Origin of the sequence: Allokutzneria sp. A3M-2-11 16 (assembly GCF_024213555.1) — a bacterium.
Taxonomy (GTDB): Bacteria; Actinomycetota; Actinomycetes; order Mycobacteriales; family Pseudonocardiaceae; genus Allokutzneria.
On sequence record NZ_JANAVO010000005.1, the window covers coordinates 111,152 to 125,651 of the forward strand.

The window sequence follows — 14,500 nt, forward strand, 5'->3', positions numbered from 1 at the left end:
CTATCTGTCCCTCAATGAGGTACGTTGGGGAACATGACGGAAGAAATGTACTCGGTTGAGCAGGTCGCTGAGCGGCTCAACCTGCACGTGCGGACGGTGCGCAACTACGTCCGCGAGGGGCGCTTGAAGGCCGTCCGGATCGGCAAGCAGTACCGCATCAGCCGCTCCGACCTGGAGGAACTGACCGGGGGCGGGGTGCCCGCGACGCCACGGGAGTCCGCGCGGCGCACCCGGCACGTGGAGGTCTCCGCCGTCGTCCAGGTCGACGCGATCGGCCAGGCCGAGGCGAGCCGGGTGAGCATGGGCATCACCGGCTCGCTCAACGGCCGCGGCCCCGGTGGCGGGATGCTGCGGGTGCAGACGATCTACGACGAGCAGCGGGCCAGCCTCAAGATCGTCGTGATCGGCGAGCCCGAGCTGACCGCGGACGTGATCAAGCTGATCGGCGAGTTCCTGGAGGGGAACCGATGATGATCTACCGCACCACCGGCGGTGGCGAGCAGGTCGAGAGCAAGTACCAGGAGGTCCTGGACCGCTGGCCGGTCCCGGCGGAGCGCGTGCTGCTGCCGACCAGCGAGGGCGAGACCTTCGTGCTGGTCTTCGGCAAGGCCGACGCGCCGCCGCTGGTGGCCCTGCACGGCTCCGGGGCCAACGCCACGAACTGGCTGGCGAACGCCGTCGAGATGGCCGAGCACCACCGCGTCTACGCCGTCGACGTGATCGGAGAGCCCGGGCTGAGCGCGCCGAACCGCCCGCCGCTGGACAGCGAGGCGTACGCGCGGTGGCTGGACGACGTGCTCACCGGCCTCGGCCTGAAGAACCCGGTGCCGGTGATGGGGATGTCCCTCGGGGGGTGGTTCGCCATCGACTACGCGTCGCGGCGGCCGGAGCGGGTGTCCCGGCTCGCGCTGCTCACGCCCGCCGGGGTGGGCAGGCGGCCCAGGGGCCTGTTGCTCAAGCTCGTCGCGATGAGCCTCGCGGGTGAGCGGGGGCTGCGGAAGTCCGTGAAGACGGCCATGGGCGGCGAGGTGGACCCGAAGGTGGTGGACGCCGTCGTGCTGATCTTCAAGCACTTCAAGCCGCGCATGCGGATTCCCACGTTCTCCGACGAGGTGCTGCGGCGGCTGACCATGCCGGTCGACGTGATCGTCGGCGAGCACGACCCGATGCTCGACTCGGCCGACACCGCCCGGCGGTTCCAGGAGGTCCTGCCGCACGCGTCCGTCCACGTGGTCGACGCCGGTCACGACCTGTCAGCGCACGTCCCGGCCTCGATCGGGTTCACAGCTTCCGGTACATGATGTGCAGCCCGACGTAACCGTGCGCGGAGGACCGGAAGCCCTCCGGCACGGTGCCGATGACCTCGAAGCCCAGTGACCGCCACAGCGACACCGCGCGCGTGTTGCTCTCCGCCACGGCGTTGAACTGGATGCCCCGGAAGCCCGCGGTCCCGGCCCAGTCGATGACGTGCTCGCCGAGCGCCCGCCCGACGCCCCGGCCGGAGTGGGCGGCATCGACCATGAAACTCGCGCTGGCGATGTGCGAGGCGGGCCCCATGTGGTTGGCGTACATGCGCGCGGAGCCGAGCACGGTGCCGTCGGGGTCCACCGCGACGGCGGTGCGGCTCTTGGCGTCGGGCATCCACATCTCCCGCGCGGTGACCTCGTCCACGTCGGTCGGCCAGCTGTAGGTCTCCCCGGCCGCGACGATCTCGTGCAGGAACGGCCAGATCGACGGCCAGTCACCGTCGACTGCTTCTCTGATCAACACGGTGCCGAGTCTCTGCGAGGGGCGCCGCGCCCGCGACAGATTTTCGGGAGGTCGGAGTGTGGAGCGGCTACGACGGCAACCACTGAGCGGACAACTACGCCCGCTACGACGCCGTGCTCGCGACCGTCGCAACCCGCGACCGGGTGCTCGACATCGGCTGCGCTGCTGAGCGTGCGCAGGCTGGGAGCCCGCCTGAGTTCCCGGATGTGGGCGAATTGCTTTGAGGCCAAGACCGGAATCGAACCGGCGTGGACCGCTTTGCAGGCGGCTCCCTAACCACTCGGGCACTTGGCCGAAAAAAGGTACGACAAAGAAAAACCGCCGGTGTCGACTAGTCGACCGGCGGCTCCCAGGCATGACCGAACACTGAGGTCACGGCGGAGAGCCGGGACGACAACAGAGGAGGTCGATGCGCTGCATGCCGACCACTATGCCCTTTATCGCGGGGCGCGTCAACAATTCTCTTCTACGGTTTACGGGGCGGCTTTCCTAGGCGGTGCTTATGCGGTGCTTAACCGCACTGCGTGATGCTGTGCATCGATCGACCACCTACCCCCTGCACATCGAGGTGGACCCATGAGAACAGCAAGCATCGCCGGCGCGCTGGTGGCGTGCCTGGCGCTCGGCGCCGCCGTCCCAGCGGTGGCGCTGGCCGACCCCGCCGGGACCGCCCGGGACCTCAGCGGCGAGATCGGCGGGATCGGCCCCGAAGGGCCGGAGGCCATCCCGCACGAGGAGACCCTGGAACCCGGGGCCGAGGCCGAGCGGATCGCCAGGGCGCAGGTCATCCAGCGCGCCAAGGTGTGGCTCACCGCCAACGGCGGCCGCAAGGTCCCCTACAGCCAGGCCCGCAAGTGGCGGGACGGCTACCGGCAGGACTGCTCCGGCTACGTGTCGATGGCGTGGAAGCTGCCGAAGGGCAGGTACGGCGGCACCAACACCGTCGGCCTCGCGCAGAGCTACACCACGAAGATCACCAAGGCCGAGCTGCGGACCGGCGACATCATGATCGACTGGCACGGCACCAACCGCACCCGGCACGTGATCCTGTTCGAGAAGTGGGCCAACGCCAACCGGACGCACTACTGGGCCTACGACCAGTCGAGCAGCCAGGGCGGCACCGCCTACCGCAAGATCCCCTACCCGTTCTTCACCAACAAGGGGCAGTGGGAGCCGCGCCGCTACAAGCACATCAGCTAGCGGTTGCGTTGAACCGCGGTTCAACTGAGAGTGTCGAGCCATGGCAGTGAACCCCGACCGGATCTTCGACGGCCTCCTCGGCCGGATCTCGGCACTGATCATGGCTGGTGGCAACCGGGCCGCGGAGGCGGAGGCCGTCGCCGAGCTGGACCCACGACCGCACCACCGGGTGCTGGTCGTCGGGTTCGGTCCCGGCGTCGGTCTCCGCCTGCTCGCCGAGCGGCTCCCCGAGGGCCACATCGCCGGGATCGACCCGTCCGCGGTGATGCTCCGCGCGGCGACCAGGCGCAACAGGCGCGCGGTCGCCGACGGCCGGATCGAGCTGCACCGCGGCAAGGCCGACGCGCTCCCGTTCCCCGACAGCGACTTCGACGCGGCGATCACCGTCAACACCATCCAGTTCTGGGAGCCGCTGGAGACATCTCTGCGCGAGGTCGCCAGGGTGCTGCGGCCGGGCGGCCGGTTGGTCTCCTACACCCACGACTGGGCCATCACCCGCACCACCGGCCAGGACGTCGAGTCCTGGGTGCGGGACACGACCGAGGTGTGCCACCGCGCGGGACTCGGCTCGGCCCGGCACTGGCGGGCGCGGGCGGAGAAGGGCAAGTCCGTCGCGTTCACCGCGCGCACACCGGAATAGGGACACGATGATCCGCTCCTCCCAGGTGCTGACGATCGCCGAGGTCGTCGCGGCGACGAAGCTGCCGACCTCGACCCTGCGCTTCTACGAGCGGGAGGGCCTGATCACCTCCGTTGCCAGGGACGGCGCCGGGCGGCGCGTCTACGCCCCGGACATCCTTGCTCGGCTGGCAGTGGTCGAGCTGGCCAAACAGGCCGGGTTCACCATCGCCGAGGTGTCTGGCTGCGTGGACGCCGAGACCGGGATGCCCGGCCGGGGCTGGCGCGAGCTGGCCGAGGCGAAGCTGGTGGAGCTGGAGGCGCGGATCGCCGAGGCCGAGCGGGCCAGGGCCGTGCTCACCCACGCGCTGGAGTGCCCCGATCCGTCGTTCGGGGAGTGCCCGGTGTTCCGCGGCAGCGTGCGGGCCCAGATCAGCGCGATGCGCGGTCGAACGACCCCACCCGGTGATTCATCCGTCCGACCACTGTCTCCCGGCGTGCGCAAGACACAGAATTGACGCATGTCCGGAGCCCGGGTCCGTCCCGACGCCCAGCGAGTGCACCCGGCCGCCGAGGCGATCGGTGCCGGGCTCGACGCGTGGCTGGACAAGTTCGCGCTCGGGGACGAGCGGCTGCGGGGCGCCCGCTTCCACCGGCTGGCGGCCAGAATCCTGCCCGACGGGGCCCGGGTGAACGTCGAACTGCTCGCGCAGTGGGCGGCGTGGCTGGCCGTCCAGCCCAGCTCGGCCGCCTACGCCGAGATCGCCTCCGTCATCGAGGGCACCGTGCCCGCAGACGAGGCCGCGCCGACCGTGCTCGCCCTGGCCGACCTGTGGCCGCGCACGGCGGTCGGCATGTCGCTGTCCTGGCGGCGCCGGTGCCTCCAGCACGTCCGCGACGACAGCGGCCTGATCGTCTACGACATCGTCGAGTCGGTGCGCCGCACGGAGATCCCGATCGGCATCGCGCACTCCACGGCGTGGAAGACCATCTGCGGCACGGTCGGCGAACTCACCGAATGGTGTGAGAACGATCCTCCGATGGAGCAGGTCCAGGAGCGCCTCGACCGGCTGGCCGCGGCCCAGCTGGAGCTGCTCGGCCACCTCAGGACCTGCCACCCGGCGATCTACGCCCCGGTACTGGAGGTGGCCGAGACGATCTGCGCGATCCCCGGCGCCCGGCTGGCCTGGCGGCAGGAGATCGGGCCCTGATCCGCGAGCCGCCGGTGGGGTTGGCAGGATCGTGGTCATGACCAACGTCAAGCTGCACACCACCCACGGCGAGATCGTCCTCGAACTGGACGCCGAGAAGGCGCCCAAGTCGGTGGCGAACTTCGTCGACTACGTGAACAAGGGCCACTACGACGGCACGATCTTCCACCGCGTGATCAAGAACTTCATGATCCAGGGCGGCGGCTTCGAGCCGGGCATGTCGCAGAAGCCGACCGGGGCCCAGGTGGAGAACGAGGCCACCAACGGCCTGAAGAACAACCACTACACGGTGGCCATGGCCCGCACGCCGAACCCGCACTCGGCCACCGCGCAGTTCTTCATCAACACCTCGGACAACGACTTCCTCAACCACAGCGCGCCGACGCCGCAGGGCTGGGGCTACGCGGTGTTCGGCAAGGTGGTCGACGGGCAGTCCACTGTGGACAGCATCGCGGGCGTGCGGACCGGCAACTCCGGCGGCCACCAGGACGTTCCGGTCGAGGACGTCGTCATCACCAAGGCCGAGGTGTTCTAGCTCCCCACACGGGGAACGGCGGAGTTGGGGTCGAACCCGGAGAACGCCAGCCCGATCACGAATCCGGCGGCCTCCTCCAGCTGCCGAGCGCGGCTCAGCGGTCCCAACACCGCCGGATTCCCCCCGGCGTCGCGCACCAGGCCGCAGGCCACCCGCACCGCCTCCGGGGCGTCGCCGCACATCGCGACGGTCACCGGCGAGGCGTCGGGCCTGGTCCACTGGTCGGCGGCGAACAGGTGGAACGCCTTCACCACGTGCGCGCCCGGCGCCAGTTCGGCGACGCGCTCGGCGGCGGAGGTCTCGGCCAGCAGCACGCCGACCCCGTGCTCGACGGCGTTCGTCGGGTCGATCACCGGAGTGCCGCGCAGCGCCCCTTCGGTCGCTCCCGCGCTCCGGAGCATGTCCTCGATCCCGCTCCACGACACGGCCAGCAGCACAGAGTCCTTGTCCCGCACCACTTCTCGCGGGTGCGCCGCGTGGCCGCCGACCTTCTCGGCGATCGCCAGCGCCTTCTCCGGCGACCGGCCGCCGACCTCGATGTCGTGCCCGGCCCGCGCCCAGCTCTCCGCGAGAGCCGCCGCGAGCGTTCCAGTTCCCAGGATTCCAATTCGCATACCGGGAACGGTAGGCAGGCCGATACGTACCAATCGGTGCGTTGGTCAGCGCCGGAGGTGCCCGCGCGCGGCGACGCCGAAGGCGGAGACCAGCTCACCGCGGTCCTTCGCGCGGGTGGCGAGCACGACGTGGCACGGCTCGACGCCGTCGAGCGGCACGGTGGTGACGTCCTCGCGGATGTAGGTGGCCGCCGCGCCCGCCGGGAGGATGCCGACCGCCTGTCCGCCAGCGACGAGTTCGAGTTTGTCCTCAATGGACTCCGCGAGCGGTCCTTCCGGGGCGCGGCGTCCGTCCGGCCGGGGGTCGATGCGCCAGAAGGCGTCCCATTCCTCGTTGTGGTGCCGGGGAATCGGCTCGTTGACGATGTCGTCGAGGGTCACCATCTCCTTACCGGCGAGGCAGTGGTCGAGCGGGACCAGGAGCACGCGCGGCTCGTCGTAGAGCACGGTGACCTGGAGCCGGTCGGTGGCGAACGGCAGCCGCGCCACGGCAGCGTCCACGCGGTGCTCCAGCAATGCCTCACGTGGTTCGTGCCAGGCCAGGAACGTCGTGCGGACCTCCGCGTGCGGGTGGCGGCGTCGGAGCGCGCTCACCGCGGGCGTGACGCTGATCCCGGCGGTGAAGCCGATCGTGATGATCCGGGGTTCGGCGACCGACCTCGCCCGTGCCGCGGCCGCCTTGGCGTCGCTGAGCAACGCTGTCGCCAGCGGCAGGAAGGCGGTTCCGGCTTCGGTGAGTTCGGTGCCCCGCGGCGTGCGGTCGAGCAGCCGGGCGCCGACGCACTCCTCAAGGCGCCTGATCTGGCGGCTCAGCGAGGGCTGGGCGATGCGCAGCGACTCCGCCGCGCGCCCGAAGTGCCGGTGTTCGGCGACCACCGTGAAGTACCGGACGAGCCGCAGATCGAGATCGTGCTCCACGGGCTGACCTTATGTGATGCCTGAAACGCATGACCACATCTGAAACAGGTCTTGGACGCGCGGCGCGCCTCGGCCACAGGCTTGCGGGGCCTTGATCGTCCAGACCCGTGAAGGGGACACACCGTGTTCGTAGTCGCAGGCGCCAATGGCAGCACCGGTGGAGCCGTGGCCCGCGCTCTGCTCGCCGAGGGACACCCCGTCCGAGTGCTGTTGCGCTCGGACCGCAACGCCGAGCAGTGGCGAGCCGCCGGAGCCGAGGTGGCCGTCGCCGACGTGCGGGACGCGTCGTCGCTGACCGACGCTTTCCTTGGCGCACATGGGGTTTACGTGCTCAACCCGCCCCCGTACACCATCGATGACATGTTCGCCGAGACTCGCATGGTCACCGCGGCCTACCGCGGCGCCTTGGCGGCGACGGGCGCGCGTGCGGTGGTGCTTTCCTCGATCGGCGCACAGCTGCCCAAGGGAACCGGGAACATCTTCACCGCCCACATCATGGAGTCCGAGCTGGCCGAACTCGATGCCACTTTCGTGCGGCCCGGGAACTTCATGACGAACTGGCTGGGCGACACGGAGGCGCTGGGCAACGGGGTGCTGCCCAGCTTCCTCGATCTCGATCGGCCCATTCCGAACGTCGCGCCGGAGGACATCGCGGCCATTGTGGTGCGCGAACTGCTCAGCACAGGCACTCGCGTCGTCGAGCTGGCCGGGCCTGTGGACTACACCGCGCGCCAGATCGCTGATGGATTCGGCAGCGCTCTCGGCCACCCGGTGAAGGCGGAGGCCATTCCCAGGGAGCAGTGGTCCACCGCGCTCAGGACCGGTTTCGGTATCCCCGCGGCGGCCGTCGCCACGTGGGAGGAGCTGTGGGACGGCATGAACAGCGGCCACATCCGCTTCGAAGGCACTCCTGAACGTGGCCGGGTCACCATCGAGGAGTTCGCGGCTCGGACTATCGGCCGTTCGACGTTGACAGCGATTGAGCCTGGTCGGCTTGACCCGTAGCGACACCTCATTGAAGCTCAACACTGAAGCTCAAACGCACATTCTGCCAGCTAAGTACTGGCAGCGCGGTGGAATCTCCGCCAACTTCGAAGAGATCCGAGGAAGCGTCGCGATGCGCGAGAGGAATGTGGTTTCCGAAGACGGGACGAATATTCGCTTTTTGGTGCACGGACAGGGTCGGCCGTTGGTGGTGGTGCCCGGGACGCTGGCACCACTTGAGATGTACCTGCCGCTTGTTCGACTGCTCATCGACCAGTACACGGTCGTGCTGGTCGGCCGCCGCGGCTACGGGATGACCGAACCGGGACCGCGGCCTGCGAGGTTCGAGCGCCAGGTCGAGGACCTCGTCGCCGTGCTGAGAGAACTTCCAGGACCCGCACTGCTGTTCGGACATTCCTTCGGCGGCTTGGTCGGTTTGTCCGCCGCCCTCGCCGATCCGGCGCGAATCGCGGGGATTGCGCTGTACGAGCCGCCAATAGTCCTGCTCGGCAAGGTGCTGGGCCCTATGCTCCGGCGCTGTCGGAGCGCCGTCGCCGGGGACAGACCGCAGGACGCGGTGCGCCTCGCCCTCGCGCTGAGCGGTTCTCCCACTGTGCGCGACGCGGGCCCCGCTGACACGACCCTCGCCCAGCTGGCGCATCTCGTACCTGGCCTCATCGTCGACCTGGAGTGCACGACCGGGATGACGATGCCCGTTCGGCACTGGGCGGGGATGGCGACGCCGATGACGCTGCTGCGGGGCGAACGCAGTACCGCCGAATACGTGCGCAGCGTCGAGGCGTTGCGCACGCTCTACCCGGACGCGCGGTACGAGGTCGTACCCGGCCAGGCCCACTTCCCGAAGGACATGGACCGGGTCGCAAGAGTCTTCACCGCATGACCACGTGGGAGAAGTGTGCGATATGTTGCCTTTAGCAGCGGGAAGCCTGCCCGAGGCATTGCGGGCCTGCGCGGATTCCTGGCCCGACGTTCCCGTGGTGTTTCCCGAACAGGGAATACACATGACCATCGGCCGGCTCGCGACCGAAGTGGACCGGTTCGCCTGCGTGCTGGTCGCTGAAGGTGTCGGACGAGGAGACCTCGTCGGGTTCCTTTCCTCAACAGGTCCGCAGGTGCTCGTGGGCATCGTCGGGGTAACGGCCGCCGGCGCCGCGGTGAGCGTGATCCCGACGCCTGCCGCGATGCGGGACTCCGATCAGCTGGCCGACCGGCTCGTCACCCTGGTCGATGCGGGCCAGATGCGGTTTCTGCTCACCGACCAGGCGCAGCGGCCGCTCGCCGAGCTGATCCGTTCCCGCCGTCCCGCTCTCGTCGTGCTGGAGACGCCATCGGAATCGGGTCAAGCACGGGATCTGGATATCGCGTTGCCGCGGGCGTCACCCGAAGACATCGCCGTCGTCCAGTACACCTCGGGCAGCACCTCAGCGCCCAAGGGCGTGGTGCTGCGCCATTCCACGGTGCTCGCCGGGCTGCGGTCCATCTCCGTCTCCGCCGGGCTGAACCCCGACGACGTGTTCATCCACTGGGTGCCCCATTTCCACGACATGGGGTTGTTCGGCTGGCTGGCGTCGATGATGTCCGGCGCCGCGACGCACACGTTCAGCCCGGTCGGCTTCATCCGGCGTCCCGCCGCTTTCCTCACGTACTTCGCCGAGCAGGGCGGCACCTTGATGACCGGTCCGAACTTCGGCTACGACCTCCTGCTCGACGCCGTGGGCGAAGAACTCGTCAGCGGCATGGATCTCAGCCGCTGGCGGATCGCCTTCAACGGTGCGGAGCCGGTTTCGGCGGCCACGGTGGCTGCCTTCGCGGAACGGTTCGCGCCCGCGGGCGCCGATCGGTCGGTCATGTACCCGGTGTACGGGATGGCCGAGGCGACCTTGGCGGTCACCTTCCCGCAGCCGGGAACGCCGCCCAGGGTCCTGCACGTCGACCGCGACCGGTTGGCAGGCGCCGGGCAGGTCGTGGTGGTGCCGCGAGATCACCGCAACGCGAAGGCGGTGGTCTCGGTGGGTCGTCCCGTCGCGGGCATCGCCGTGCGCTTGGTCGACGGACCCGGTGAACCCCTGGGCGAACTGGCGCTGGGTGAGGTGCAGATCCGCGGCGCCGGTGTCACCGAGGGCTATCGAGACGACGCCGCGAATCGGGTCGCTTTTCAGGACGGCTGGTTCCGCACCGGGGACCTGGCCTTCTGGCACCTCGGTGAGCTGTACGTCGCGGGCAGGCTGAAGGACATGGTCATCGTCAAGGGGCAGAACTACTTCGCCGCCGACGTCGAAGCCGTGGTGCGCGACGTTCCCGGCGTCGACCGGCGGCGCTGCGTCGCCGTGCCCGATGACAGCGAGCACCTGACGATCGTCGTCGAGGCCAAGAACCCGGATGACGCGGTGGCCGAAGGGGTGCCGGCGCGCATCAGGGAGCGGATCTCCGAAGTCCTCGGCCTCACCGCGGTGCGCGTGCACGTGGTCGGCAGAGGAACGCTGCCGAGGACGACCAGTGGGAAGTGGCAGCGCGGGTTGGTGCGCGGAATGATCGGGACGTCGCCGTGAGCGGGGCGCACCCGATGCCCCTGCGGAACGCCAGCTGGTTCCGCTGCTTCGGCTGTGCTCCCGACAACCCCAGGGGGCTGCGGTTGGACCCGCGGCGAGTCGACGGCGGCGGTGCCGAATGCCACGTCCGCTTCGACGAGGACTTCTGTTCCTACCCGGGAATCGTGCACGGCGGGATCATCGGCGCGGCCGCCGACGACCTGATGGCGAACCTGATCCTGATGGAGTGCCGGGTGCTGGCGCTGTCCACCTCGCTCAGGACCCGGTTCGTCCGGCCGGTCCTCGTCGACAAGCCCTACCGGATCGTCGCTCGCCTCACCGGCTCGTGGGCCGGTGGTTACGCCGCCGAAGCCGATGTCTGCGACGAGACCGGTGACGCGTGCGCACTGGTGGCCGGCACGTTCGCCACGGCGAGGCCGGAACAGATGCGGGCGTTGGTCACGGTTGATCCGCAAGAACAAGAACAGCTCTCGGCCTATTTGGTCGGAGTGGACAGGTAGGGAACGCTATGACGACCGCACGAGAGAAGCTGCTGGACACCGTGGTCGGTCACCTGCGTGCGGAGCTACCGCTGGACGGGCACCAGATCGCGGAGTCCGATGTGCTGGCGGACCTGCCGGATGCCGACTCGGTCCACATGTTCCGGATCGCGGCGAGGTTGGAGCGGCAGTTCCACGTCGAGTTCGACGACGGAAGCCTGTTCGCCGTGCGCACCGTCGGTCAGCTCGTCGACCTGCTCGCCTCGGTGACGTCGTGAACGGGATCGTCGAGCCGGACAGCGCCGTCACCGCGACCAACGACCACTACGAACTCCCGGTCGAGGTGTTCGAGAGCTTTCTCGGCAGGAGGATGAAGTACAGCTGCGGTCTCTACGACACCCCGGCGACCACCCTGGACGAGGCGCAGGAGGCCAAGCTCCAGTGGGTTCTCGACCGCAACCTGCGGATGACACCGGGGCAGCGGCTGCTGGACGTCGGGTGCGGTTGGGGCAGCCTCGCGCTGTACGCGGCCGAGCGCGGCTGCCACGTCGTGGGCATCACGCCGTCCCGGCCGCAGCGCGAGTACATCCTGCGCCAGGCCCGGGAAAGCGGCGTCGACCACCTCGTTGACGTGCGCCTCGGCCGGTTCACCACCGTCGACCTGGACGGCGAGGACTTCGACGCGGCGAGCATGATCGGGTCCATCGTGCACATGCCCGACCGCGAGGACGTCCTGGCCCTGACGCGCCGCCGCCTGAAGACCGGAGGGCGGCTGTACCTGTCGGAGAGCTGTTTCCGCAACCGGAGGATCTTCGACGAGTACCGCACCAGCCCCGGGTTCCGCTTCGTCAGCGAGGACGTCTTCGGGTTCGGCGAGATGGTGCCGCTGGCGGAGTTGATCGCCGCGGCCGAGAACGCCGGGTTCAGCATCGTGCGGCTGGCCGACCTGACCGCCCACTACCCCCGCACGTTGGAGGACTGGGCCGAGCGCGTGCGGAACGCACGGACCAGGATCGACGCCGTGCGGCCAGGGGCCACCGCGCGACTGCTGCGCTACTTCGAGATCGGTGCGACGGCGTTCGGCTACACCACCAAGCACTACGCCTTCGTCGCGGAGAAATCGCGCATGGGGAGGTGGGAGAGATGACGCAGTCCGAGTTCACCGTGATGCGCACGTCGGCGGAGGCCGCCGCGCGGTCGTCGGCCGCCCACGCGTGGTCGGTCGACGAGCTGGATTGGCAGGGGCTTCGGCCCGAGCACCTCACCGATGACGACCGGACCATCGTCCGGTTCCTCACCTTCGTCGAGGACCACATCCCCGCGTACCTGACGTTCGCGCTGTCGGCGTTTCCCACGACCGGCGACATGGATGCCAGCACCTATCGGCGCAACCGCGAGTACTTCCGGTTCTTGCTCGCTTGGGGCAACGACGAGGAGAAACACGCTTCCGCGCTCGTCCAGTACCAGATTCGCGCGGAGATCGCGGACGGACACCGCTTGGCCGAGGAGCTCGCGGACGTCGGCCGCACACCGTGGTCGCTGCCGTACGAAGATCCGCTTGAGCTGTTCGTCTACACGTTCCTGCAAGAGAAGGCGACGCAGCTGTTCTACCAGCGGTACCAGCACGTCGTCGGCGAGCCGGTGCTGAAAGAACTGCTGGCGCGCCTGGCTCGGGACGAGGCACGGCACTTCGCCTTCTACTCCAGGCTGGTCGAGAGCTCGCTCCGGTCCACAGGCAGGCAGGCGCTCGACGGGGTGCGCAACGTCCTGTCCACGTTCCGCATGCCGTTGGACGGTTCCCTCGACGGCTACTGGAGGATGGGGCTGGCCGCTGTCGACGCGGTCGGGCACGACCACACGGAAGCCTATGACGCGATCGGCAAACTCGTTCGCCGTTTCGCCGACCAGTTGGGGGCGCCGGAGGTCGAGGACCTGGACCGGCTGATCCGTTCCGCCCAGCGAATGCCGTGAAGTCCACGCGCCGGGCGGGGCATGATGGCCCCATGGCCGACTGCTACGAGCTGGTCGCGGACTGCCGGCTCCGCGCGGCGACCGACCTGTTCGCCCACACCTGGAACCCGGTGGTGCTGGCCGCGCTGAGCCAGGCGCCGCGGCGGCGGGTGGAGCTGCGCGCCTCGATCGGCGGGATCAGCGACAAGGTGCTCAGCGAGACGCTGCGCCGCCTGCTGGACCACGGCCTGATCGAGCGCCGCTCCTACGCCGAGGCGCCGCCGCGGGTGGAGTACGCGTTGACCGCGCTCGGGCGGAGCCTGGTCGACGGGCCGATGCGGGCGCTCGCGGACTGGACGCTGGAGCACGGCGACGACCTCACCCCGTGAGGCGCGCCAGCACGATCCCGCCGGTGATCATCAAGCCCAGCGGTGAAGACGGCGTAGGCGGTTCCGACCGGGATCGAAGTTCTGCGTCGGCTTGGTGCTCTGGGACCAGGCCACTTCGACCAGGCCCGCTGCCACGAGGATCACCCAGTTCACAGCGCGACCGCCGCGTGCGGTCGTCACCACGAACATCCGGCCCGCGAGGGACATCTTCGGGAAGGCAGGGGCGATGTTCCCGGCTACCTGCGGGTCTTCTTCTGGTTCTACGCTTTCGCGCCCAACACGGTGCAGCGCCTGATGGCCTTGGGAGGCAACTCGCGGCGCGACTACTCCGTGCCCCACGACGGTCGTTGACGGACGTCCTCGGCGACATCGCGCAGCAACGCCAGAAAGACGTCGACCAGTGGCGTGAGCGCGGTGTCGGCCCGGGTCACCGCGTGGAGCCCGCGATGCATCCGGGGCCGGACCTCGCGGTGCACGGTGCCGGGCACGCCGGACAACGCCAACCGCGACACGAGCGCGACGCCGATCCCCGTGCCGACCAGGGCCTGGGCCACGTCGTAGGAGGCGGTCTGGAAGCGGATCTTGGGCGTGAACCCGGCCGCCCGCGCCGCGCGGTCGAACTGCTCGCGGGCGGCGTGACCGGCCAGGATCGTCACCCATGACTCGTCGCGGAGGTCGGCAAGGCGCAGCGGTTCGTCGGTGGCGAGGGGGTGGTCGTCGGGGAGGACCACCACCAAGGGATCGATCAGCAGCGGGTGCACGGCGATGTGCGGGGGCGGAACGGGCGGCGCTCCCCAGGAGGCGATGACGGCGAGGTCGAGCCGGTCCTCGCTGACCTCCTCGATTCCCCGGTCGGAGGCCACGTCCTGGACCGACACGTCGGCGTCCGGATGCCGGTGCCGGAGTGCGGTCAGGGCTGGTGGGAGCAGGTGCAGGGCGGCGGCCTGGAAGGCTCCCACCCGCAGGCGCAGCGAAAGGTGGCCGAGGAGCGCGGCCAGCCGGGCGCCCGCCTCCTCCGCCTGCTCGTCGATGACCCGGCCGTGCCCCGCGAGCAGCGCACCGGCGGCGGTGAGGCTCGCTCCACGCGGGCCACGCAGGACCAAGGGCACCTTGAAGTCCCGCTCCGCGCGGGCGACCTGTTGGGTCACGGCGGCGGGCGTGAGCCCGAGGACGTGCGCGGCCGCGGCGAGGGAGCCGTGGTCCTCGATCAGGGCGAGCAACCGGAGCTGCCCGGGATCAGCCATTCACCGATCTTAATGCTG

The 14,500-nt window shown here is 69.5% G+C and carries 19 protein-coding genes and 1 tRNA gene; 15 read left to right on the plus strand and 5 right to left on the minus strand.

Features of this window, described 5'->3' with window-relative positions:
* Nucleotides 1-33 precede the first annotated feature (33 nt).
* Both NLX83_RS26865 and NLX83_RS26870 read left to right on the plus strand, forming a co-directional pair.
* Nucleotides 34-471 carry a helix-turn-helix domain-containing protein gene (locus NLX83_RS26865; protein WP_254237959.1) on the plus strand — a complete coding sequence of 146 codons (438 nt, stop codon included), beginning with the start codon at nt 34-36 and terminating at the stop codon, nt 469-471.
* The gene (locus NLX83_RS26870; RefSeq protein ID WP_254237960.1) at nt 468-1,301 is read left to right on the plus strand and encodes an alpha/beta fold hydrolase; all 834 of its coding nucleotides are present in this window, start codon (nt 468-470) and stop codon (nt 1,299-1,301) included. The genes NLX83_RS26865 and NLX83_RS26870 overlap by 4 nt, the downstream gene beginning before the upstream one ends.
* On the opposite strand, the gene NLX83_RS26875 is transcribed toward NLX83_RS26870, so the two are convergent.
* Together NLX83_RS26875 and NLX83_RS26880 are read right to left on the minus strand one after the other, a co-directional pair.
* Nucleotides 1,282-1,770, minus strand: coding sequence for a GNAT family N-acetyltransferase (locus NLX83_RS26875; RefSeq protein ID WP_254237961.1), 489 nt, complete (start codon nt 1,768-1,770; stop codon nt 1,282-1,284). The two genes, NLX83_RS26870 and NLX83_RS26875, sit on opposite strands and share 20 nt — an antisense overlap.
* Nucleotides 1,771-1,993: 223 nt before the next feature.
* Nucleotides 1,994-2,064 (minus strand) — tRNA-Cys (locus tag NLX83_RS26880).
* Nucleotides 2,065-2,346: 282 nt separating this feature from the next.
* Between NLX83_RS26880 and NLX83_RS26885 the strand changes: the two genes are divergently transcribed.
* Genes NLX83_RS26885 through NLX83_RS26905 form a run of 5 tightly spaced genes read left to right on the plus strand, consistent with a single transcriptional unit; the run spans nt 2,347 to nt 5,334 of the window.
* The gene (locus NLX83_RS26885) at nt 2,347-2,970 is read left to right on the plus strand and encodes a hypothetical protein (protein WP_254237962.1); all 624 of its coding nucleotides are present in this window, start codon (nt 2,347-2,349) and stop codon (nt 2,968-2,970) included.
* A gap of 40 nt (nt 2,971-3,010) precedes the next feature.
* Complete coding sequence (locus NLX83_RS26890) at nt 3,011-3,610, plus strand: class I SAM-dependent methyltransferase (RefSeq protein ID WP_254237963.1); 600 nt, start codon at nt 3,011-3,013, stop codon at nt 3,608-3,610.
* Between the two features lie 7 nt (nt 3,611-3,617).
* Entirely contained in the window at nt 3,618-4,106 is a 489-nt protein-coding gene (locus tag NLX83_RS26895; RefSeq protein ID WP_254237964.1) for a MerR family transcriptional regulator, read from the plus strand.
* Nucleotides 4,107-4,109: 3 nt separating this feature from the next.
* Entirely contained in the window at nt 4,110-4,799 is a 690-nt protein-coding gene (locus NLX83_RS26900; RefSeq protein ID WP_254237965.1) for a hypothetical protein, read from the plus strand.
* 37 nt (nt 4,800-4,836) lie between these two features.
* Nucleotides 4,837-5,334: a peptidylprolyl isomerase gene (locus tag NLX83_RS26905; protein WP_254237966.1), complete on the plus strand. Its 498-nt coding sequence runs from the start codon at nt 4,837-4,839 to the stop codon at nt 5,332-5,334.
* Here NLX83_RS26905 and NLX83_RS26910 read toward each other — a convergent pair.
* Entirely contained in the window at nt 5,331-5,948 is a 618-nt protein-coding gene (locus NLX83_RS26910) for an NADPH-dependent F420 reductase (RefSeq protein WP_254237967.1), read from the minus strand. The two genes, NLX83_RS26905 and NLX83_RS26910, sit on opposite strands and share 4 nt — an antisense overlap.
* 45 nt (nt 5,949-5,993) lie before the next feature.
* Nucleotides 5,994-6,866: a LysR family transcriptional regulator gene (locus NLX83_RS26915; RefSeq protein WP_254237968.1), complete on the minus strand. Its 873-nt coding sequence runs from the start codon at nt 6,864-6,866 to the stop codon at nt 5,994-5,996.
* 123 nt (nt 6,867-6,989) lie between these two features.
* Here NLX83_RS26915 and NLX83_RS26920 point away from each other — a divergent pair, with 123 nt between their 5' ends.
* The 8 genes from NLX83_RS26920 to NLX83_RS26955 all read left to right on the plus strand — a co-directional run bounded on the left by NLX83_RS26920 (nt 6,990) and on the right by NLX83_RS26955 (nt 13,238).
* Entirely contained in the window at nt 6,990-7,871 is an 882-nt protein-coding gene (locus NLX83_RS26920; RefSeq protein ID WP_254237969.1) for an NmrA family NAD(P)-binding protein, read from the plus strand.
* A gap of 163 nt (nt 7,872-8,034) precedes the next feature.
* Nucleotides 8,035-8,751 carry an alpha/beta fold hydrolase gene (locus NLX83_RS26925; RefSeq protein ID WP_254237970.1) on the plus strand — a complete coding sequence of 239 codons (717 nt, stop codon included), beginning with the start codon at nt 8,035-8,037 and terminating at the stop codon, nt 8,749-8,751.
* A 22-nt stretch (nt 8,752-8,773) separates the two neighbouring features.
* Nucleotides 8,774-10,420, plus strand: a complete 1,647-nt coding sequence (locus NLX83_RS26930; protein ID WP_256564465.1) for an AMP-binding protein — start codon at nt 8,774-8,776, stop codon at nt 10,418-10,420.
* 14 nt (nt 10,421-10,434) lie between these two features.
* On the plus strand, nt 10,435-10,920 hold the full coding sequence (locus NLX83_RS26935; RefSeq protein ID WP_254237972.1) for a PaaI family thioesterase: 486 nt from the start codon (nt 10,435-10,437) through the stop codon (nt 10,918-10,920).
* Between the two features lie 8 nt (nt 10,921-10,928).
* Entirely contained in the window at nt 10,929-11,177 is a 249-nt protein-coding gene (locus tag NLX83_RS26940) for an acyl carrier protein (protein WP_254237973.1), read from the plus strand.
* Entirely contained in the window at nt 11,174-12,046 is an 873-nt protein-coding gene (locus NLX83_RS26945; RefSeq protein WP_254237974.1) for an SAM-dependent methyltransferase, read from the plus strand. The genes NLX83_RS26940 and NLX83_RS26945 overlap by 4 nt, the downstream gene beginning before the upstream one ends.
* A complete protein-coding gene (locus NLX83_RS26950; RefSeq protein ID WP_254237975.1) occupies nt 12,043-12,870 on the plus strand; it encodes an acyl-ACP desaturase in 828 nt (275 codons plus the stop codon). The genes NLX83_RS26945 and NLX83_RS26950 overlap by 4 nt, the downstream gene beginning before the upstream one ends.
* A gap of 32 nt (nt 12,871-12,902) precedes the next feature.
* Nucleotides 12,903-13,238: a winged helix-turn-helix transcriptional regulator gene (locus tag NLX83_RS26955; RefSeq protein ID WP_254237976.1), complete on the plus strand. Its 336-nt coding sequence runs from the start codon at nt 12,903-12,905 to the stop codon at nt 13,236-13,238.
* A 323-nt stretch (nt 13,239-13,561) separates the two neighbouring features.
* Here the strand turns inward: NLX83_RS26955 and NLX83_RS26960 are convergent, their stop codons facing one another.
* A complete protein-coding gene (locus NLX83_RS26960) occupies nt 13,562-14,482 on the minus strand; it encodes a LysR family transcriptional regulator (protein ID WP_254237977.1) in 921 nt (306 codons plus the stop codon).
* Nucleotides 14,483-14,500: the final 18 nt, after the last annotated feature.